This is a genomic window from Microbacterium sp. NPDC089987 (assembly GCF_044748505.1).
In the GTDB taxonomy this organism is placed as follows: Bacteria; Actinomycetota; Actinomycetes; order Actinomycetales; family Microbacteriaceae; genus Microbacterium.
This window is the reverse complement of sequence record NZ_JBIVGE010000001.1, coordinates 580,892-600,534: the sequence shown is the minus strand read 5'-3', so window position 1 is coordinate 600,534 and position 19,643 is coordinate 580,892. Positions and strand designations below refer to the sequence as shown.

The 19,643-nt window shown below is 69.4% G+C and carries 15 protein-coding genes; 4 read left to right on the top strand and 11 right to left on the bottom strand.

Annotated features, from left to right (window positions below):
- Positions 1-78 precede the first annotated feature (78 nt).
- A complete protein-coding gene (locus ACIPV2_RS02730; protein ID WP_400838174.1) occupies positions 79-1,977 on the top strand; it encodes an ABC transporter ATP-binding protein in 1,899 nt (632 codons plus the stop codon).
- An 80-nt stretch (positions 1,978-2,057) separates the two neighbouring features.
- Here ACIPV2_RS02730 and ACIPV2_RS02725 read toward each other — a convergent pair whose 3' ends face one another.
- The 3 genes from ACIPV2_RS02725 to ACIPV2_RS02715 are packed head-to-tail and all read right to left on the bottom strand — an operon-like array spanning position 2,058 to position 6,252.
- Positions 2,058-3,485 carry a diguanylate cyclase domain-containing protein gene (locus tag ACIPV2_RS02725; RefSeq protein ID WP_400838171.1) on the bottom strand — a complete coding sequence of 476 codons (1,428 nt, stop codon included), beginning with the start codon at positions 3,483-3,485 and terminating at the stop codon, positions 2,058-2,060.
- Complete coding sequence (locus ACIPV2_RS02720) at positions 3,482-4,330, bottom strand: alpha/beta fold hydrolase (protein ID WP_400838168.1); 849 nt, start codon at positions 4,328-4,330, stop codon at positions 3,482-3,484. The genes ACIPV2_RS02725 and ACIPV2_RS02720 overlap by 4 nt, the downstream gene beginning before the upstream one ends.
- A gap of 50 nt (positions 4,331-4,380) precedes the next feature.
- Complete coding sequence (locus ACIPV2_RS02715; protein WP_400838165.1) at positions 4,381-6,252, bottom strand: phosphoenolpyruvate carboxykinase (GTP); 1,872 nt, start codon at positions 6,250-6,252, stop codon at positions 4,381-4,383.
- 108 nt (positions 6,253-6,360) lie between these two features.
- Here ACIPV2_RS02715 and ACIPV2_RS02710 point away from each other — a divergent pair, with 108 nt between their 5' ends.
- Positions 6,361-7,803 (top strand): helix-turn-helix domain-containing protein, encoded by a 1,443-nt coding sequence (locus ACIPV2_RS02710; RefSeq protein WP_400838162.1) that lies wholly within the window; start codon positions 6,361-6,363, stop codon positions 7,801-7,803.
- Positions 7,804-7,863: 60 nt separating this feature from the next.
- Here the strand turns inward: ACIPV2_RS02710 and ACIPV2_RS02705 are convergent, their stop codons facing one another.
- Positions 7,864-9,312 (bottom strand): glyceraldehyde-3-phosphate dehydrogenase, encoded by a 1,449-nt coding sequence (locus tag ACIPV2_RS02705; protein ID WP_400838159.1) that lies wholly within the window; start codon positions 9,310-9,312, stop codon positions 7,864-7,866.
- 184 nt (positions 9,313-9,496) lie between these two features.
- On the opposite strand from ACIPV2_RS02705, the gene ACIPV2_RS02700 reads away from it, so the two are divergent.
- On the top strand, positions 9,497-10,258 hold the full coding sequence (locus ACIPV2_RS02700) for a sulfite exporter TauE/SafE family protein (protein ID WP_400838156.1): 762 nt from the start codon (positions 9,497-9,499) through the stop codon (positions 10,256-10,258).
- Positions 10,259-10,333: 75 nt separating this feature from the next.
- The gene (locus ACIPV2_RS02695; protein ID WP_400838153.1) at positions 10,334-11,665 is read left to right on the top strand and encodes an amidohydrolase; all 1,332 of its coding nucleotides are present in this window, start codon (positions 10,334-10,336) and stop codon (positions 11,663-11,665) included.
- A 103-nt stretch (positions 11,666-11,768) separates the two neighbouring features.
- Here ACIPV2_RS02695 and ACIPV2_RS02690 read toward each other — a convergent pair whose 3' ends face one another.
- The 7 genes from ACIPV2_RS02690 to ACIPV2_RS02660 form a co-directional block, all read right to left on the bottom strand.
- Positions 11,769-12,752, bottom strand: a complete 984-nt coding sequence (locus ACIPV2_RS02690) for a methyltransferase dimerization domain-containing protein (RefSeq protein ID WP_400838150.1) — start codon at positions 12,750-12,752, stop codon at positions 11,769-11,771.
- Positions 12,753-12,851: 99 nt separating this feature from the next.
- A complete protein-coding gene (locus ACIPV2_RS02685) occupies positions 12,852-13,562 on the bottom strand; it encodes an alpha/beta fold hydrolase (RefSeq protein WP_400838147.1) in 711 nt (236 codons plus the stop codon).
- A gap of 34 nt (positions 13,563-13,596) precedes the next feature.
- Positions 13,597-14,184, bottom strand: a complete 588-nt coding sequence (locus tag ACIPV2_RS02680; RefSeq protein ID WP_400838144.1) for a TetR/AcrR family transcriptional regulator — start codon at positions 14,182-14,184, stop codon at positions 13,597-13,599.
- Positions 14,185-14,261: 77 nt separating this feature from the next.
- The gene (locus ACIPV2_RS02675; RefSeq protein ID WP_400838141.1) at positions 14,262-15,095 is read right to left on the bottom strand and encodes an ATP-binding cassette domain-containing protein; all 834 of its coding nucleotides are present in this window, start codon (positions 15,093-15,095) and stop codon (positions 14,262-14,264) included.
- Positions 15,092-16,930 carry a dipeptide/oligopeptide/nickel ABC transporter permease/ATP-binding protein gene (locus ACIPV2_RS02670; protein ID WP_400838138.1) on the bottom strand — a complete coding sequence of 613 codons (1,839 nt, stop codon included), beginning with the start codon at positions 16,928-16,930 and terminating at the stop codon, positions 15,092-15,094. The genes ACIPV2_RS02675 and ACIPV2_RS02670 overlap by 4 nt, the downstream gene beginning before the upstream one ends.
- Complete coding sequence (locus ACIPV2_RS02665; RefSeq protein WP_400838135.1) at positions 16,927-17,868, bottom strand: ABC transporter permease; 942 nt, start codon at positions 17,866-17,868, stop codon at positions 16,927-16,929. The genes ACIPV2_RS02670 and ACIPV2_RS02665 overlap by 4 nt, the downstream gene beginning before the upstream one ends.
- Before the next feature lie 60 nt (positions 17,869-17,928).
- Positions 17,929-19,458 carry an ABC transporter substrate-binding protein gene (locus ACIPV2_RS02660; RefSeq protein ID WP_400838132.1) on the bottom strand — a complete coding sequence of 510 codons (1,530 nt, stop codon included), beginning with the start codon at positions 19,456-19,458 and terminating at the stop codon, positions 17,929-17,931.
- Positions 19,459-19,643: the final 185 nt, after the last annotated feature.

Sequence of the window (19,643 nt, the reverse complement as noted above, 5' to 3'; positions counted from 1 at the left end):
TAAGAAGTTCGGCAGACAATAGAGCCGATGCCCGGCTCCCGCATGCCCTGGCACACACTCTCCTGAGATCGAGGTCCCATGTCTCGCACGGCGCCGTCACGCCGCCGCGGGCGCGGCGCGCAGCCGGAAGGCCCGCGCGCGACGTTCCGCCAGCTGCTCCCCTTCCTGTTCGAGCACAAGAAGGTGCTCGTCGTCGTCGCGGTGCTCAGCGTCGTCGGCGCGGCCGCATCGCTCGCGCAGCCGCTGCTCGTCGGGCAGCTCATCGCGCGCGTGCAGGAGGCGCAGCCGCTCGGGGCGCTGGTGTGGCTGCTGATCGGCTTCGTCATCGCGGCATCCGTGATCTCCGGCTATCAGCACTACCTGCTGCAGCGCACCGGCACCGCGGTCGTGTATTCGAGCCGCCGCAAGCTCATCGCCCGCATCCTGCATCTGCCGATCAGCGAGTTCGATGCCCGCCGCACCGGCGATCTCGTCTCACGCGTCGGCACCGACACGACGCTGCTCTACGCCGTGCTCACGCAGGGGCTCGCGGATGCCGTCGGCAGCGCGATCCTGTTCCTCGGCGCGCTCATCGCGATGCTGGTCATCGACCCGCTCCTGCTGCTGCTCATCGTCGTCGTGATCGGCGTCTCGGTCGTCGTGGTCGTGCTGCTGAGCGGCCGCATCCGCACGGCATCGGCCGCGCAGCAGCAGAAGGTCGGAGAACTGGCATCCGGAGTCGAGCGAGGCATCTCGTCGATCCGCACGGTGCGCGCCTCCGGTGCCACGGAACGCGAGACCGCAGCAGTCGCGGGCCTGGCAGGCGACGCGTACGGCCTCGGCGTGCGCATCGCGAAGATCTCATCGATGGTCGTCCCCGTCGCGGGCGTCGCGCTGCAGCTGTCGCTGCTGGCGGTGCTCGGCGTAGGCGGGTTCCGCGTGGCATCCGGAGCCCTCACGATCGCCTCGCTGGTGACGTTCATCATGTTCCTGTTCATGCTGGTGATGCCCCTCGGGCAGGCGTTCGGCGCGATCACCTCCGTGAATCAGGCACTCGGTGCCCTAGGACGCATCCAGGAGGTGCTCGATCTGCCGACCGAGACGCAGCACGACGAGCCGGATGCCACCGCCGCGTCCGCCCCGGTCGTGGGCGCCCCCGCGATCGAGTTCCGTGACGTGCGCTTCCGCTACCCCGACGCCGTCATCGCCGCTCGCGAGGCGGCGGCCAAAGAGGCTCAGACCGTGCTCGTCGACGCGCACCTGGAGCGCGCGTCCGAGCGCCCTTCGACAGGCTCAGGGACCCAAGATCCTGCTGACCGCGACGTGCTGAAAGGCGTCTCGTTCGCGGTGCCGCGCAGCGCGCGAGTCGCCCTCGTCGGGCCGAGCGGCGCCGGCAAGAGCACGATCCTCTCGCTCATCGAGCGCTTCTACGACCCGACCGGCGGCTCCATCCGCCTTGCCGGACATGACGTGCGCACCTACCCGCGCGAGCAGCTGCGCGCGCAGTTCGGATACGTCGAGCAGGACGCACCGACCCTCGCCGGCACGCTGGGCGAGAACCTGCGTCTCGCCGCACCGGATGCCTCGGATGCCGACTGCGAGCGCGTGCTGCGCTCGGTCAACCTCGGCGACGTGCTCGAGCGCAGCCCGCTGGGCCTGGCAGCGCCCGTCGGCGAGGACGGCGTGATGCTCTCCGGCGGCGAGCGCCAGCGCCTCGCCATCGCGCGCGCTCTGCTGACCGAGGCGCCGATCCTGCTGCTGGACGAGTCGACCTCCTCCCTCGACGGCGTGAACGAGCAGCGCATGCGCGAGGCGATCGACGCGGCCGCCGCGGATCGCACCCTGCTCGTGATCGCGCACCGCCTCTCGACCGTGGTCGACAGCGACCTCATCGTGGTGCTGCAGAACGGCGTGGTCGTGGGACAGGGCACGCACGCCGAGCTCATCGAATCCACGCCGCTGTACCGCGACCTGGCACGCCATCAGCTGCTGGTCTGATCCGGCGGCCTGCCGGCCGGCATCCGGCCGTCGCACACATCGGACGCGAACGGACTGAGACTTCCGATGGCGGAGTGAGCTCAGCGCACGAGGGCGTCGACCTGTACGCCGTCCTTGCCGGCGCGCTTCGCCCGGTACATCGCCGCATCGGCCGCGGCGATCACCTCATCGGCGGACGGCGCGGCGGAGTCGGCCCCGGGCCGCCAGTGCACCGCACCCACACTCGCCGAGAGCGGCGACCCGGCGGCGGCGCCGTCGAGCGGCTCCCGCACGACTCTCCTCACCCGCTCCGCGAATCGCGCCGTCTCTGCGTCGTCCATCCCGCTCGCGGCGATGAGGAACTCGTCCCCTCCGAGCCTGGCGACCGTGTCGCTCACCCGGCACACGCGCTGCAGGCGTGCGGCGACGATACGCAGCACCTCGTCGCCGACACCGTGCCCGAGACGATCGTTGATGCCCTTGAAGCCGTCGAGGTCGAGGAAGAGCACCGCGCACGGCTCGCCGTCGAGCCCCGTGCGGTGCAGCATCCGCTGCAGCCGTTCGGCGAACAGCACCCGATTGGGCAGCCCGGTCAGACCATCGTGCAGAGCATGGTGCTGCAGCTGATCACGCAGCCGCAGGTGGTCGACGACCCGCTCCGCCTGAGCGGCAAGGGCGCGCAGCGTCTCGAGCTCGTCGGATTCCAACGAGCGCGCCCGACGGAACCAGCAGCGAATCTGTCCCAGGACGACGGTGCGCTCCCCGGTCGCGCGGACGATCGGTGTGGTGACGAGCGCCTCGATGGCGGCCGCGCGCAGCGCAGCGGCATCCTGCGGCACAGCGCGAGCGATCTGCTCGGCGTCACGACAGACGAGCTGCTGTCCCGGGGACGCGGGCCTGGCCGCGAGCGTCACTCCCGGGGGCGCCTGGCCCCATTCGCGTACGGCGATGTCCGTCTCGTCCGAGCGGTCGACCAGCCGGACGGACGTCCAGGCTGCGGATGTCGCCCTGCTCGCGGCGCTCACGAGCGTCTCGCCCAGGTCGCCCAGGCCGTTCGCCACGGCGAGCGCGCTCGTGGCATCCTGCAGCAGCATCAGCCGGCGATGGGCGAGCTCGGTCTCGCGACGGGCGGCCACGAGCTCCTTCTCGAACGCGGCGCGCGCGGTCGTCTCGACGGCTGCGACGTAGGCCACGGCCCTGCCGTCGTCGGCGTGCCGCAGCTCGGCGTTCACGAGCGCGGCCCGACGCTCACCCCAGCTGTCCCGGGTCTCGAGCATGACCTCGCGCAGACGCCCCGTCTCCAGCAGTCGCGGCATGACCTGGGTTTCATACAGCATGCGGGATGCCGCGGTCAGCCACTCCACGATGTTCCGCCCGCGAAGACCGTCATCGCTCGCCGATCCCTCGGCGCCCAGCCACACCTGCATCCCGGCGTTGTGAGCGAGGATCGTGCCGTCGACACCCAGCACGAACACGGCGACCGGCGTGTGCTCGAGCAGATCCAGGGAGTCGGCTCCAGCGCCGGTCACAGCGCGCGTCTGATCTGATCCGCGACCAGATCGGAGTCCGTCAGGTGCACGAAATGTCCGGCGGAGTCCAGGCGCACCAGGTCGCACGTCGGGATGCGCTCCTGCAGATACGCTCCGATGTGCGGCGGGCAGATGATGTCGCCGACCGACTGCAGAACCGTGGTCGGCACCGAGATCTCGCTCAGCCGGTGCCGCACGTCGCTGAAGAAGACGACGCGGGCGAAGTGGGTGGCCACGTCGTGCGCCGTGGTGGCGAACAGGTCCCGCACCCGCTCGGTGACCTCGGGCAGGTCCTCGCGGGCGGTGACCGCCGGCGCCAGTGAGGCCGCCCAGCCCGGCTGGTTCGCCTCGATGGCGGAGAGCAGATCGAGCACGTCCTGGCGGTCGAAGCCGCCGACGTAGTCGCCGTCGTTCACGTATCGCGGGGAGGGGCAGATCATGATCAGCTGCGAGAACAGGTCCGGCCGGCGGATGGAGGCCAGTGCGCCGATCATGCCGCTGACGGAATGCGCGACGAACACCACGTCACGGGCATCCGCTGCCTCGATCACCTCGATGAGGTCGTCGGCGTAGCCTTCGAGCGAGTCGTAGCGCCGCTGGTCGTACGCCGAGAGGTCGGAGCGACCCGAGCCGACGTAGTCGAACAGCACGACGCGGCGATCGTCGGCGAAACGGTCGGCGACGGCCCGCCAGGTGGTCTGGTCGGTGCCGTACCCGTGTCCGAAGACCATGACGCGGCCCTCACCCCCGCCGATCATCGTCACGGCGTTGCGCCGCAGGACGTCGTCGTGCGCAGCATCCATCGCGGATGCGTGTGCAGGAGAGTGGGTGCTGGTTTCCGTCACGTGTCCTCCTCAGAGCTCACGCCCGACACTACCGAAGAAGTGCGAGGAGCTCAGCGCGCGGCGTTGAGCCGGTACCGCAGCGCCTCCAGCTCGCTGCGCAGCGCAGACGGCAGCGCGTCGCCGAACATGGCGTAGAACTCCTCGGTGGAATCCGCTTCGGCGAGCCACGCGTCGATGTCGACGTCGAAGAGCTCGTCGAGATCGGCCTCTGTGATCGCCAGGCCCTCGAGGTTGAGATCCTCGCGCCGGGGCAGGCGGCCGATCGGGCTGTCGAGGGCCACGACCTCGCCCGAGATGCGACGGATGATCCAGTCGATCACGCGCGAGTTGTCTCCGAAGCCCGGCCACAGGAAGCGGCCGTCGTCGCCGCGGCGGAACCAGTTCACCTGGAAGATGCGCGGTGCACGGTCGAAGCGCAGCGAACGCCCCACCTTGAGCCAGTGCGCGAAGTAGTCGCCCATGTTGTATCCGCAGAAGGGCAGCATGGCGAACGGGTCGCGGCGCAGCTCACCGAGGGTGCCCTCGGCCGCCGCGGTGCGCTCCGACGAGATGGTGGAGCCGATGAACACCCCATGGCTCCAGTCGGTGGCCTCCACGACGAGCGGCACGTTGGTCGCCCGGCGTCCGCCGAAGAGGATCACGTCGAGGGGCACTCCGTCGGGGTTCTCCCAGTCCTCGGCGATCTGCGGGCACTGCGCAGCGGAGACGGTGAAGCGCGAGTTGGGGTGGGCAGCGGGTCCATCGGAATCCGGCGTCCACGGATTGCCCTGCCAGTCGGTGAGCTTCGCGGGCGGGGTGTCGGTGAGCCCTTCCCACCACACGTCGCCGTCGGGGCGCAGCGCGACATTGGTGAAGATCGTGTTGCCCCACAGCGTCTCGACAGCGGTCACGTTGGTCGACTCGCCCGTTCCCGGCGCCACGCCGAAGAATCCGGCTTCGGGGTTCATGGCGTACATCCGGCCGTCGTCGCCGGGCCGGATCCAGACGATGTCGTCGCCGAGTGTCTCGACGGTCCAGCCGGGGATGGTCGGCCGCAGCATGGCGAGGTTGGTCTTGCCACAGGCGGACGGGAACGCGGCGGCGATGTGGTGCGCCTTGCCCTTCGGGTCGGTCACCCGGATGAGCAGCATGTGCTCGGCGAGCCACCCCTCGTCGCGCGCGATGACGGACGCGATGCGCAGCGCGAAGCACTTCTTCGCGAGGATCGCGTTGCCCCCGTAGCCCGAGCCGTACGAGTAGACCTCGAGCGTCTCGGGGAAGTGCACGATGTACTTCTCGTCGTTGCACGGCCAGGGCACATCGGCCTGTCCCGGTTCGAGCGGGGCGCCGACCGAGTGAACTGTCTTGACCCACGGGGCTCCGTCGGCGATCTGGCGGGTGACCGCGTCGCCGACGCGGGTCATGATGCCGATGGATGCCACGGCGTAGGCGCTGTCGGTGACCTGCACTCCGATGTGCGAGAGCTTGCCGCCGACCGGTCCCATCGAGAACGGGATGACGTACATGGTGCGGCCGCGCATCGAGCCTTCGAACAGCCCGTCGAGCGTCTTGCGCATGGCGGCGGGGTCGGTCCAGTTGTTGGTGGGGCCGGCGTCGCGCTCGCGCTCGGAGGCGATGAACGTGCGCCCCTCGGTGCGCGCCACGTCGCTGGGGTGTGAGCGGGCCAGGTACGAGCCTGGTCTCCATTCGGGATTGAGCTTGACGAGCTTGCCCTCGTCGACGAGTTCGTGCAGCAGCGCGTCGTTCTCGGCGCGGGATCCGTCGACCCAGTGCACGCGAGCGGGCTGCGTGAGCGCAGCGATGCGGTCGACCCAGGCGCGCAGCTCGGCCATCGCAGGGGTGTCGTACGCGGGCACCTCGCCGGTGCCTCTGACAGGCGCCACGGCATCGGCCCGGGACGTGAACGTGTCGGCGAGTGCCATGGGAGCTCCTTCAAACGAGTGCGTTGTGACAATCATCCGCGAGGTTTCGTCGTGTTTGCCCGCTGCGCTGGTTGAAAAAATATGTCTTCTTTCGGATAAGCTCAAACAATGGCGACCAGCGGACTCGAACTCAGCACTCTCGGACATCGCATCCGGCATCACCGCACGGCGCGTAATCTCACCCTCGACGACCTGGGTGCGAAGGTCGGCATCGCCGGTTCGCAGCTGAGCCTCATCGAGAACGGCAAGCGCGAGCCGAAGCTGTCGCTGCTGCAGGCCATCGCCGAGGCGTGCGGCACCGATGTCGCGGATCTCATCTCGGGAGAGCCGCCGAACCGCCGGGCCGCGCTCGAGATCGAGCTCGAGCGGGCGCAGTCGAGCCCCATCTTCCGCCAGCTGGGCATCGCCGGAGTGCGGGTGTCGAAGACCATGAGCGACGAGACGATCGAGGCCATTCTCGGCCTGCACCGCGAGCTGCACCGCCGTGAGACCGAGGCGATCGCCACACCCGAGGAGGCGCGTCGCGCGAACACCGAGATGCGCCTCACGATGCGCGCGCGCGACAACTACCTTCCCGAGATCGAGGCTCTCGCCGAGAAGCACCTCAAGTCCGCCGGCCACGTCTCTGGCGCCCTCACGCACCGCACCGTCACCCTGATGGCGGCGAAGCTCGGCTTCGAGCTCATCTACGCCGACGACCTCCCCCACTCCACCCGCTCGATCACCGACGTCGAGCATGGACGCATCTACCTGCCGCCGGCGTCCATCCCCGGCGGGCACGGCCTGCGCTCGATGGCTCTGCAGGCGATGGCGCACCGCATCCTGGGCCACACTCCCCCGACCGACTATGCCGACTTCCTGCAGCAGCGACTGGAGATCAACTACTTCGCCGCATGCTGCCTGATTCCCGAGACCGCCGGCGTCGCGTTCCTGCAGCAGGCGAAGAAAGACCGCAACCTCGCCGTCGAGGACTTCCGTGACGCGTTCGGCGTCACGCACGAGGCGGCCGGGATGCGCATGACCAACCTGATGACGCACCACCTCGACATGCGCCTGCACTTCCTGCGCGTCGACGAGAACGGCGCGATCACCCGCGTCTACGAGAACGACGACCTGCCGCTGCCGATGGATGTGACAGGCGCCGTGGAGGGGCAGCCGGCCTGCCGTCGGTTCGGCGCGCGCGCTGCCTTCGAGCAGCGCAACCGCACGACCGAGCACTACCAGTACACCGACACCCCGTCGGGCACGTTCTGGTGCGCCACGCAGACCGGGTCGTCGACCGACGGAGGGTTCTCGGTCACGGTCGGCGTGCCCTTCGACGACGCGCGCTGGTGGCGTGGTCGCGAGACGCAGCATCGTGCGCAGTCGACCTGCCCCGACGAGTCCTGCTGCCGCCGCGCCGCGCCGGCCGTCTCTCAGCGCTGGGAGGGACGAGCGTGGCCGAGCGCCCGCGTGCACACGCACATGTTCCGTCCGCTGCCGCGCGGCGCGTTCCCGGGCGTTGACGACAGCGAGGTGTACTCGTTCCTCGACCGCCACGCCGCGGAGTGATCTGAGGCGTGCGTCGGCGCCGGCGTCGGAACCATCGGATGGCCCGGCCGCCAGCGGCGGTCAGGCGTGCAGGGTCACCTCGCGGCGTGCGGGCAGCACGACGGGGTGGGTGCCGGCCATCACCTCGAGCACCCGCACGACCTGGCAGGAGTATCCGTACTCGTTGTCGTACCAGACGTAGAGCACCACGTCGCGGTCGTTCGCGATCGTCGCGAGCCCGTCGACGATGCCTGCGCGGTGCGAGCCGACGAAGTCGGTGGAGACGACCTCGGGGCTCTCGACGTAGTCGATCTGCTGACGCAGCTTGGAGTGCAGCGATGCGCGACGCAGGTAGTCGTTCAGCTCGTCCTTCGTGGCCGGGTTCTCGAGCGTCAGGTGCAGCACCGCCAGTGAGACGTCGGGGGTGGGGACGCGGATGGCCGAACCGGTGAGCTTCCCGGCGAGCTGCGGCAGAGCGCGGGAGACGGCCTTCGCAGCTCCGGTCTCGGTGATGACCATGTTCAGCACCGCCGAGCGTCCGCGACGGTCGCCCTTGTGGAAGTTGTCGATGAGGTTCTGGTCGTTGGTGAACGAGTGCACGGTCTCGACGTGGCCGCGCACGATGCCGTACGCCTCATCCATCGCCGCGAGCACCGGCGTGATCGCGTTGGTCGTGCAGGATGCCGCGGACAGGATGCGGTCGCCGGCCTCGATCGTGCAGTCGTTGATGCCGTGCACGATGTTCTTCAGCTCGCCCTTGCCGGGCGCGGTGAGCAGCACGCGAGCGGCGCCCTTCGCCTGCAGGTGGCGGCTGAGTCCCTCCTCGTCGCGCCAGCGGCCGGTGTTGTCGACGATGATCGCGTCGTGGATGCCGTACGCGGTGTAGTCGACGGTGGCGGGATCGTCGGAGTAGATGACCTGGATGCGGTTGCCGTTCGCGATGATCTGCGAGTTCTCCTCGTCGACCGTGACCGTGCCGGCGAAGCGCCCGTGCACGGAGTCTCGCAGCAGCAGGGATGCGCGCTTGACGATGTCGTTGTCGGAGCCGCGACGGACCACGATCGCGCGCAGGCGAAGGCCGCTGCCGCCGCCGGTGTGGTCGATGATGATGCGGGCCAGCAGCCGGCCGATGCGGCCGAAGCCGTAGAGCACCACGTCGACCGGTTCGGAGAGCTCAGCGCCGAGAGCGGGCGCGAGCGCACTGCGCAGGTACTCGTCGAGGTCGCCGCCGTTCTCGGCGTGGCCCTCGATCAGGCGCGCGACATCCAGCGAGGAGGCACCGGGAGCGAGCTCGCGCAGCGCCTCGAGCACGGCGAGTGTGTCGGTGAGGGCGATCTGCCGGTGGCCGAGCTGCGCGACCCGCTCGTGCACCTCGAGGATGCCGGTGGTCGACAGGCCGAGCAGACGGTGCCCGTGCAGCGACGTCACGACATCGCGCTCCCGATTCAGTCCGCCGATGAGCGGGATCATCCGCTCTGCCAGCTCTTCCTTGACCTTCCAGCCGTCGCGGTGTGTCACGACATCGTCCATTTGCGTCCTTGCGTGATGCTCGAGCGCCGCCGGGTCGGGCGCTGCAGTGAATGAGGGGCGGGTTCGCCTCGACCAGGCTAGAGGCCGGTATCCGATGCGAGAGGGCGATTCCGGTATGCAGAATCCGACAGACTGTCTGTGAGCCATGAAACCCGATTCTTAACACGCGAACTGAGCTGCATCGATGATCACGACCTTCTCCGCCTTCGAACTGGGCCTCCTCGCCCTCGCCGCACTCGGAGCGGGGGTGATCAACACCGTCGTCGGCTCGGGGAGCCTGATCGTGTTCCCCACGCTGCTCGCGCTCGGCGTGCCTCCGGTGCCTGCGAACATCGCGAACACCGTCGGTCTCGCGATCGGCAACATCGGCGGCGTCGTCGGGTACCGCCGCGAACTGCGCGGCCAGTGGCGTGCGCTTCTGCCGCTCGCCGGGCTGACCGTGATCGGTGCGATCATCGGCGCGCTCGCCCTGCTTTCGCTGCCTGCAGAGGTGTTCCGTCTCGTCGCTCCGGTGCTGATCGTCGTGGGCTGCGCGCTCGTCGCCGTGCAGCCGATGATGAATCGTCGCACCAGGGCCCCTCGCGAAGGCGGACTGTGGCCGCGCTGGCTGCGTCTGCCGCTGATCTTCGGAACCGGCGTCTACGGCGGCTACTTCGGCGCGGCACAGGGCGTGCTGATCGTGGGCATCCTCGAGCTCACCACGGGCGAGGACCTGCAGCGGGTGAACGCCGTGAAGAACGTGCTGCAGACCATCGCCGGCGTCGTCGCGACGATCGTGTTCCTGTTCTCCGGCCCGCTGCCCTGGGTGGCGATCGGGACGATCGCCGTCGGATCCCTGGCGGGCTCCGGCCTCGGCGCGATGATCGGCCGGCGCCTGCCCGGCTGGCTGCTGCGCGGGCTGATCATCGTGATCGGAGCGATCGCGGTCGTCGCACTGCTGTCCTGAGCACCTGCCCACGCCGCCGGGCGCGCCGTCGCGTCGCTGGCTCACCCTCCGCCTTTCGTCTACACTGGTGGAATAATGAGCGAGCACATCTTCGACGACGACGTCGATCTGGTCATCCGCGGTGGAATCATCCGCGCCCTCGACGCCGAGCACGTCATCACTGACGCCCTTGCGGTGCGCGCCGGTCGCGTGGTGGCGGTGGGGTCAGCAGCGCGGACGATGCGGACGCGCGAGATCATCGAGCTCGACGGGCGCACGGCGCTGCCCGGCATCAACGACGCACATCTGCACGGGGCCTGGCTCGGCGCACGCTGGCCGCACCTGTTCTTCTCCGACACGCCGCCCGCCGAGCAGCCCGCGGGCCGCCTGGTCTCGACCGAGGCGGAGCGACGTGCCGCCCTGCGCCGCACGTGGGCGCTGCTGGCCGAGCTCGGGATCACGAGCTACACCGAGCCCGGCATCGGCCCCGGCGAGAACGACGGCGAGACGGGATGCCTGGGCGATGACATGCTCCGCACCTACCTCGATCTGCACCGGGAGGGCGCGCAGACATCGCGTGTCACCCTGCTGCGGCTGTTCGGGACGGTCGACGGTGAGAGCCGCCTCGATGACTTCACGCGCGGCATCGCGACGCCCGCCCCGGACACCGATCCGCTGTGGCTCGCGGTCACCGGGGTGAAGGTCTTCGCCGACGGCATCCCGCCGATGGCCACCGCGTGGGTGTGCGAGCCGTACCCCGACGGCACCGACGGCCACCTGCTCACCCGCGGTGGCACCGACCCGCTCGACGCGTTCCGCACGATGATCTCCCTGGCCGCGAAACAGGGACTGCAGGTTGCCGTGCACGCCACGGGAGACCGCTCGATCGACGAGTTCATCACCGCCCTGGAGAGCGCGGATGACGCGCCGCGACCCGCCGCACCGCACTACGTGGTGCACGGCGACCTCGCCACGCCCGCTCAGATCGAGCGGCTGCGACGTCTCGACGCCGGCTTCGCGGTGCAGCCGCTCATCGCCGAGCACACGCATGAGTGGGCCGGTGCGATGCTCGGTGCCGAGCGCATCCAGCGCGCGTGGCCGCTCGATGAGATGATCCGCTCGGGCGTGCGCACCACGGTGACCAGCGATGCCCCCATCGCCACACCCGACTGGCGGATCGGCATGGACGCCGCCCTCGCGGCCCTCGGCCGCGATGACTCGACCACGCGCTCGGAGCTGCTCCGGCGGCTCACGCTCGTTCCGGCCGAGCAGGACGGCGCGGCCGACTGGAAGGGCTCGCTGGAGGTCGGCAAGGTGGCCGATCTGGTCGTGCTCGACGAGGATCCGCTCGAGACCGGTCGCTCGGTGGCGGACATCGGGATCGCCCGCACCGTCGTCGACGGCAGAACCGTGTTCGCCCGGGACTGAGACGGGCTCCCTCCCCCACCCCCTGTCGTTCACCCCCTCGAGACGCAGAAGCGGGGCCGCCCATCCGGACGGCCCCGCTTCTGCGTGCTCGGAGCTGCTGCGCTCAGACGGCGGTGGCGATGAGCACCCGCGGGCTGCCGGGCAGCTCGACGCGGTCGTCGACCCGCCAGCCGGCATCCTGCAGCCACCCGCGCACCTCGGACTCCGGGTAGACGACGGTGCCGTCGATGACGAGGTACTCACCCGCGTGCACGGCGTCGAGCACGCGCTGGTCGGCATCGTCGTCGAGGAAGAAGTCGAGCACGGTCAGCGTCGCACCCGTCGCGGCGGCCGCACGCAGGTTGCGGAAGATCTGCGCGTTCTCCTCAGCCGAGAAGCGGTGGATGACGTGGTTCGCGAACACCGCGTCGTACTCCCCCTCCGGCTGTGCGGTGGCCGTGTCGCCCGTCTCGAGCGATGCCCGATCGGCGACCCCTGCCGCCTCGACCGCCTCGGTCACGCCGCCCTCGAAGCCGGGCGCATACAGGAAGGTGGTGCGCAGCTCGGGGTTGCGCTTCATGAGCTCGAGCGCGAAACCGGCGGACAGGCCGCCGAAGTCCAGCGCACGGCGCGCGTCGGGAAGGTCGACCAGGCGGCCGAACTCCTGGGAGTGCAGCGCGTTGTACGTCATGACGCCCGACATGAAGGTCGCCCAGCGCGCGTCGTCCATCTGCAGATCGCCCGGCTGATCGGTGTCGACGGTGTGGCCGAACTGCAGCCAGTGCGGGTAGCTGATCTCGTCGAGGAAGGTGAGGAACGGCCCGAGGTCGATCGCGGAGCCCTCGCCGACGAGGTAAGCGGCGGCGTCGTCGGCGAGCGCGTAGCGCCCGTCTGCGCGCGTGAGCAGCTGCTTGGCCGTCATGGCGTCGGCCAGAATGCGCGCGATGCGCGGGCTCACACCGGTGCGCTCGGCGATCGCCGGCACCGTGTCGGCTCCGGATGCGACGGCCGCGAACAGGCCGATGCGACTGGCCTCGAAGAGCTGCTTGGCGGCCATGTAGCCCGTCGCCAGTTCGACGATGCGGGTTGCCTGCGGAGTGGTGGTCATGGTGTTACCTTTCGTTCTGCGCTCACGCGCGGGGTACGAGAATCTACAGTTGTGGAATTTAAAGGGCGGACGGCGCCGCGGTCGGGATCGCGAGGAGGACTACTCGTCCAGGAACGCGAGCGTCTCGTCGCGCAGCTGATCGCTGTGCAGTGCCGAGAGATGGTCGCCCGGCACGCGCCGCACGCGTGCGTCCGGCAGCGCCTCGGCGAGCGCGTCGATGCCCTGCGCCATCGGGTCGTCGGTTCCGCCGAGCAGCAGCACGGGCTGGGCCGGAGGGCGGAGAGCCGGGTCGAAGGGCTCGGCGGCGAGCGATTCGACGACGTCCAGAAGATCGGATGCCCGGTTGCCGGGCATCCGGGTCATCGAGACGATCATGCCGGTGAGCGGATCCTGCGGCGCGGCGCCTGCGGAGACGGCGTCGCGTGCCGCGGGCAGGTCGACGGCGGCGAACGGCTCGACCGGGCTGAGTCCGCCGAGCACCAGTCGCCGCACCGTCACGCCGTCATGCGAGGCGAGGTCCCACGCCAGACGGGCACCGAGCGAATACGCCACCACGTCGACCTCCTTCTCGCCGATCGTCTCGGCGATCCGGTCGACGATCTCACCCGTGCTCGTCACTCCGAGACCGGCGCTCTCGCCGTGCCCGGGCAGATCGATGACGATCGACGTGCGTCCGGCCGCGCTCAGCGCCGGAGCCCACGCCTCGGCAGGCCAGTCGGCGGCTCCGCTCGAGGCGAAGCCGTGCAGGAACACCACCGGCCGACCATCGGCCGGGTGCTCGTCGATGCGGATGTGGAGTGAGTCGGTCATGACGCGCCTTTCTCTGGATTCAGGCGCGCCGCCGTCAGCGGAGTCGCGCCAGGAACTGCTCGATGTAGTCCTCGTAGTCGGCGATGCGCTCGCCATCCGGGTACATGAGGTTGATGACCGTCGCCCCCACGGCGGCGGAGATGAACTCGTTCGCGTGTGCGGCATAGTCCTGCTCGCGGATCGCGCCGTCGTCGCGCGCGGCCTCCATGTGCTCGATGAGCTGCGCATGCCAGGCCGAGAGGTGCCAGCGATAGAGATCGGCCAGCGACTCGTTCGACACGGCGTACTCCCACAGGGCCAGCAGCACCCGCCCCGCCGCGATCTGCTCGCGTGTGCGCGGGATGGTCGCCTGCAGGAACACACGCAGGGCGTCGTACGCCGAGTCCGCCGTCTCGCCGACGTCCCGCACACCCTCCGCCATCTCGGCGAGGATCGTCTCGAACGTCGCCGCGACGATGCTCTCCTTGCCCGGGAAGTAGTGCTTCAGGGCGCCGTTCGCGAACCCCGCCTCGGCCGCGATGCTGCGCATCGTCGCCGCCTCGAACCCGCCCTTGAGGATGATCCCCCTGGCGACGGCGACGATCTCCCGACGGCGCTCGTCGTGGTCGATGATCTTCGGCATGGCTCCCCTCCCCCGCGCCCTGCGCGACGATCCGATCCGGCTCCCTCGTGCTCAGCCGGGCGCCGGTCTCCTCACTGCTAACGTAACGTCGCATCGGCGACCTCGCGCAATGCGAGCCACTCCGCGCGGCGCGTGCGCTGCGCCCGGGGATTCGCGACGGGGGATGCCAGTCGCAGGCGCTCGGAGTACGGGTGTCGAGGAGACTTCGTGACCTGCTCGCCCTCGCCGACCTCGACGATCTCACCGCGGTACATCACGGCGACGCGGTGGCAGACGCGGCGCACGACGCCGAGGTCGTGCGAGACGAAGAGGTAGGCGACATCGGTGTCTCGCTGCAGTTCGATGAACAGGTCGAGGATCGCGGCCTGCGTCGTGAGATCGAGCGCACTGACGGGCTCGTCGCACACGATCAGCCGGGGACGGCGCACCAGCGCTCTCGCGATCGCCACGCGCTGTCGCTGCCCGCCCGAGAACTCGCTCGGATACCGGTCGATCGCGGTCGACGGCAGGCGCACTCGGTCGAGCATCTCGCGCACCCTCGACTTCGCGTCGGCAGCGCTGAGCCCGCTGGTGAGCAGCGGCTCGCTCAGGGTGTCGCCGATCGTCATCGCGGGGTTCAGCGAGCCGTACGGGTCCTGGAACACCACCTGGATGTCGGATGCCAGCTGCCGGCGCGCACCGCGACCGAGGGTGCTGATCTCACGACCGTCGAAGCGGATCGACCCGCGGGTGACCGGCGCGAGGCCAAGGATGGCCTTGCCCAGCGTCGACTTGCCGGAGCCGGACTCGCCGACCAGCCCGAGGCACTCGCCGGGCGCGATGTCGAGGGAGACGCCGTGCAGCGCCCGGAACGTGCGGCGCCCGCGCCCGTACTCCACGACGAGATCATCGACCTCGAGCAGCGCGTTCATGCGCGCACCTCCTTCTGAGCGTCCGTCTTCTGAGCATCCGTCTTCTGAGCAGCCGTCGACGGCGTCGCCGCAACCGAGCGATCGAGCTCGCGCCGTCCTGCCGCATCGTCGAGGGAGGCGGCGATGAGCTCGCGGGTGTAGTCGTCGACCGGCGCGTCGAAGAGCGCATCGACCGCACCGGACTCGACGATGTGCCCTCCGCGCATCACCACCACGTGATCGCAGATGTCGGCGACGACGCCGAAGTTGTGCGTCACGATCACCAGGGCCATGCCGTACTCCTGCTGCAGCTCGCGCAGCAGCTCGAGCACCTCGGCCTGCACGGTGACGTCGAGCGCCGTGGTCGGCTCATCGGCGATGAGCAGCGAGGGCTTGCCCGCGATCGCGCCGGCGATGAGCACACGCTGGGCCATCCCGCCGGAGATCTGGTGCGGATAGCTGCGCAGGACTCGGTCGGGGTCGGTGAGCCCGACCCGCAGCAGCATGTCGCGAGCGCGCTGCGTCGCCTCGGCGCGGCTCATGCCGTGCACCACGTGCAGCGGCTCCACCAGCTGGTGGCCGATCGTGTACGACGGGTCGAGGTTGCTCATCGGCTCCTGCGGGACGTAGCCGATCGTGCGTCCGAGCAGCGCCTGACGCTCCTTCGCGGGAGCCGCGGTCACATCCCGGCCGGCGACGAACAGGGCATCCGCCGAGCTGCGCCCGGACGAGGGCAGCAGGTCGAGCACCGAGAAGACGGTCTGCGACTTGCCGGAGCCGGACTCGCCGACGATGCCGACCACTTCACCCGGCGCGACGTCGAAAGTCACTCCGTGCACGACCTCGGTCTCCCCCGTCGGCGTCGCGTGAGCGACCCTCAGGCCCTCGACTCGCAGCACGGCGTCGGTCTGGCCGTGCCGAGCCACGCCACTTGCGGGTGTGGCGGGCGACGCGCTCAGGTCGGCGGACCGGTGGCGAGCGCGGGGCGTGCGCACCTGCACCAGCTCGGCGAGGGTCGAGCCCATCACCGCGAGCACGGCGATCGTGATGCCCAGTGCGGCCGAGGGCCACAGCAGCATGAGCGGGTACGTGAGCATCAGCCGGAAGCCCTCGAGCATCATCGCTCCCCAGCTGGGCACGTTCGAGTCGCCGATGCCGAGGAACTGCAGGCCCGCCTGCATGCCCATCGCCATGCCCGCGGTGAGCGCGGTCTGGATGATCACCGGCGGGTAGACGGCCTTGATGACGTGACGGAAGATGATGCGCGCGTCGGAGAGTCCGGAGACCACCGCGGCGTCGATGTACGGCTCCTCGCGCACGGCCAGCGTCTGCGACCGGGAAATGCGGAAGTAGCCGGGCACCATGAACACGCCGACCGTGGCCATCAGGATCTCGAAGTTGTTGCGGCTCCCGGCGGCGACGACCAGCAGGATGATCATGCCGGGGATCGACTGCAGGGCGTCGCTGATCCACATCGCGATGCGGTCGAACGTGCCGCGGAAGTACCCCGCGCTGATGCCGGCCGGCACTCCGATGACGACGGCCGTCACGATCGTGATCAGCGCGCCCCAGAGCGTGGTCCTCGCGCCGTAGATCAGGCGCGACAGGATGTCGCGGCCCGTCGAGTCGCCGCCGAGAAGATGTTCGGCCCCGGGAGCAGCTTTGGCGGCACCGAGATCGACGAAGTTGGGGTCCATCGGAGCCAGCAGCGGAGCGAGGACGCCGGCGAGCACGATCAGCAGGAAGATGACGAGCGGGATGATGCCGCCGGGGTGACGGAGGAACCGGCGCAGCAGAGTGGAGCGGCGCTTCTGCGCGGCCTCGTCGAAGGCGACGCGGATGTCGGTCGTGGTCATGCGACACGCACCTTCGGGTTGATCCAGCCCAGCACGAGGTCGAGCAGGAGGTTGATGAGGACGACGAAGACGATCGAGATCACCGTGATGCCGAGCAGCATCGGGATGTCGCCGTTCTGCGAGGACTGGTTGGTCAGCTGGCCGAGGCCGGGGAGGCTGAAGATCTGCTCGACGACGATCGCACCAGACAGGAGGCCGACGAACATCAGGGCGATCACGGTGAGCGCCGCCGGCGACGCATTGCGCAGGATGTGCAGGTTCACGCGCAGGTCGGGCAGTCCGCGGCTGCGCAGGGTGCGCACCCAGTCCTGGGAGCTCTGCGCGATCACGGCGTTGCGGAGCTGCTCGGAGACGGCGACGATGCCGCCCAGTGCGAGCGAGACGGCGGGAAGCGTGATCGAGCGCAGCCAGCCGTCGACCGGCTGCGTGGGCGGGACATATCCGACGGCGGGGAACCACTTGAGCTGCACGGCGAACCAGAGCACGAGCACGAGGCTCAGCCAGAACCCCGGCAGCGCGAACAGCACCACCGAGACGCTCTTCAGGATGCGGTCGAACCACGTACCGGGACGCAGACCGGTGATGAGCCCGAAGGTCACGCCCAGCACGGCGGTGATGAGAGTGGCGAAGGTCACCACCGAGAGCGTCACCGGGACCTTGATCGCCAGCTGCGCGCCCACCGGCTGGAAGTTGCGCCAGGAGCTGCCGAAGTCGAGGGTGAGCAGATTCGCGAACCACTCGCCGAACTGCACGAGCAGCGGACGGTCGAGACCGATCTTCGTGGCCAGCGCCTCCTGCTGCGCAGGGCTCGCTGTGGTGCCGAGCAGTGCGGCCGTGGGATCGCTGATGGCCAGGTGCGCGAGGAAGAAGGTGCCGATCGAGACCGCCACGAGCAGCAGCAGTCCGGAGAGGATGCGCTTCGCGGTGAAGAGGAGCATGGGTGCCTCTCGGGTGAGGGGGTGGGGTGGGGGATCCGGTGCCCGGATCCCCCACGCGTGTCAGCCGTGGGTGATGTAGCGCAGGGTCGGGAACATCATCCCGACCACGGGCTGCACCTTGATGCCGGGCGCGCTGTAGTACAGGTTGTTCGCCTGGTACCACACCGACCACCAGGCCTGGTCGACCAGGGCGGCGTTGAGCTCCTTGATGGCGTCGAGCTGCTCGTCGCCGCGGGCCGACTGCACCTTCTCCACCAGCGGCGCGAGAACCTCGTTCTCGGCGTAGTCCGGCTCGGGGTTGAACCACTGCACGCTGGTCACCTGGCGCGAGACGGTCGCCACCGGGTCGCCGTCCATCGCGAGGAACGAGATGAACATCGGGTAGTTGGGCGCGTTGAGCTGGTAGTCGGGCATCTGCATGTTGTCCCAGGTGACCTTCACGCCCAGCTCGGCCAGAGCCTGCTCGGCGGACGGCTTCCACATCTCGAACACGGGCGACATGGGCATCGAGATCTCGAAGCCGTCGGCGTACCCGGCCTCGGCGAGGAGCTTCTTCGCCTTGTCCATGTTCACCGCGTACGTCTCGTTGAGCGAGGGGTCGTTCACCTCGCTGCCGTCGGGGAACACCTGGTTCGTCGCGACGCCGGCACCGCTGCCGACCGCGGCGAGGATGGCCGCGCCGTCGAACGCGTAGTTGAGCGCCTGGCGCACCTCGAGCTTGCCGAGCGGCTCGCTCTTCTTGCCGGTGTGGTCGGTGATGACCAGACCCGCCCAGCCCGAGACGCGGGATGCGGTGTTCCAGCCCTGCTCCTCAGCCTGGGCCATGTTGGCGACGTCGCCGTACTGCACGTTGATCTGGCCGCTGAGCATGGCGTTGTGCCGCGCGGTGGCGTCCATGATCGGGTAGATCGACAGCTCCGCGAAGTCGTAGGTGTCGGCGTCCCAGTGGTCGGCGGCACGGGTGAAGTGGTACTCGGCGCCGGGCACGCTGGTGCCCGAGTCGAGCACGTAGGGGCCGGAGCCGATCGGCTCCTTGCCGAGCGAGTCCGCCTCGATCGCGCTGGGCGACATGACGTAGCTGCGGCCGAGGCCCATCAGGTAGAGGATGGTGTCGTCGCGCTCGGTGAGCTCGATCTCGACGGTGTCGTCGTCGACCTTCGAGAAGCCCGCGACGTGGGTGTACGCCTCGGATGAGCGGGCGCCCTCCTTGAGGTGCTCGAGGCTGGCGATGACCGCGTCGACGTCGACCGCGGTGCCGTCGGAGAACTTCGCGTCCGTGCGGATGTCGAGCTCGATGCTGAGGTCGTCGTCGGCCACGGTCCACTTTGTCGCCAGCGACGGGACGGGCTTGCCGTCGGCATCCAGGGCGATGAGCGAGTCGTACACGGCCGACAGGTAGGGGCCGTCGAAGCCGATGTCGGCCAGGGCGGGGTCCCAGGAGGTGATGTCCAGGAAGTTGCCGATGTTGAGCGCCTCGGGTCCGTCGCCGGCAGCGGCGTCGCCGTCCTTCGGCGAGGTGGATGCCGAGCATCCGGCGAGGACGATGGTCGCGGTCAGGGCCGCGGCGATCGTGACGGGCAGTCGTCTCATGAGTTCCTTCTCTCGGGTGCAAGGAGTGGTGAAGAAGGGTCGAAGTGCCTTCGTCCGCCCCCGGAGGTGTCGGATCCGACGCCACTTCGATGTGTCGTGCTGGTTAGTCTACACATGTGGAAAAAGAGTGCAAGCAGTCTTTCGGGGCAGTTCGCCGAAGCCTTGACCGAGCGCGCACGACCCTT

Coding starts and splice junctions, on each gene's coding strand:
- ACIPV2_RS02685 (WP_400838147.1), bottom strand. CDS start 13,562: ATGACCGACTCACTCCACATCCGCATCGACGAGCACCCGGCCGATGGT.
- ACIPV2_RS02680 (WP_400838144.1), bottom strand. CDS start 14,184: ATGCCGAAGATCATCGACCACGACGAGCGCCGTCGGGAGATCGTCGCC.
- ACIPV2_RS02670 (WP_400838138.1), bottom strand. CDS start 16,930: ATGACCACGACCGACATCCGCGTCGCCTTCGACGAGGCCGCGCAGAAG.
- ACIPV2_RS02715 (WP_400838165.1), bottom strand. CDS start 6,252: ATGGCACTCGCCGACACGTTCACGTCCCGGGCCGATGCCGTGGCGCCT.
- ACIPV2_RS02660 (WP_400838132.1), bottom strand. CDS start 19,458: ATGAGACGACTGCCCGTCACGATCGCCGCGGCCCTGACCGCGACCATC.
- ACIPV2_RS02690 (WP_400838150.1), bottom strand. CDS start 12,752: ATGACCACCACTCCGCAGGCAACCCGCATCGTCGAACTGGCGACGGGC.
- ACIPV2_RS02695 (WP_400838153.1), top strand. CDS start 10,334: ATGAGCGAGCACATCTTCGACGACGACGTCGATCTGGTCATCCGCGGT.
- ACIPV2_RS02665 (WP_400838135.1), bottom strand. CDS start 17,868: ATGCTCCTCTTCACCGCGAAGCGCATCCTCTCCGGACTGCTGCTGCTC.
- ACIPV2_RS02705 (WP_400838159.1), bottom strand. CDS start 9,312: ATGGACGATGTCGTGACACACCGCGACGGCTGGAAGGTCAAGGAAGAG.
- ACIPV2_RS02730 (WP_400838174.1), top strand. CDS start 79: ATGTCTCGCACGGCGCCGTCACGCCGCCGCGGGCGCGGCGCGCAGCCG.
- ACIPV2_RS02710 (WP_400838162.1), top strand. CDS start 6,361: ATGGCGACCAGCGGACTCGAACTCAGCACTCTCGGACATCGCATCCGG.
- ACIPV2_RS02700 (WP_400838156.1), top strand. CDS start 9,497: ATGATCACGACCTTCTCCGCCTTCGAACTGGGCCTCCTCGCCCTCGCC.
- ACIPV2_RS02675 (WP_400838141.1), bottom strand. CDS start 15,095: ATGAACGCGCTGCTCGAGGTCGATGATCTCGTCGTGGAGTACGGGCGC.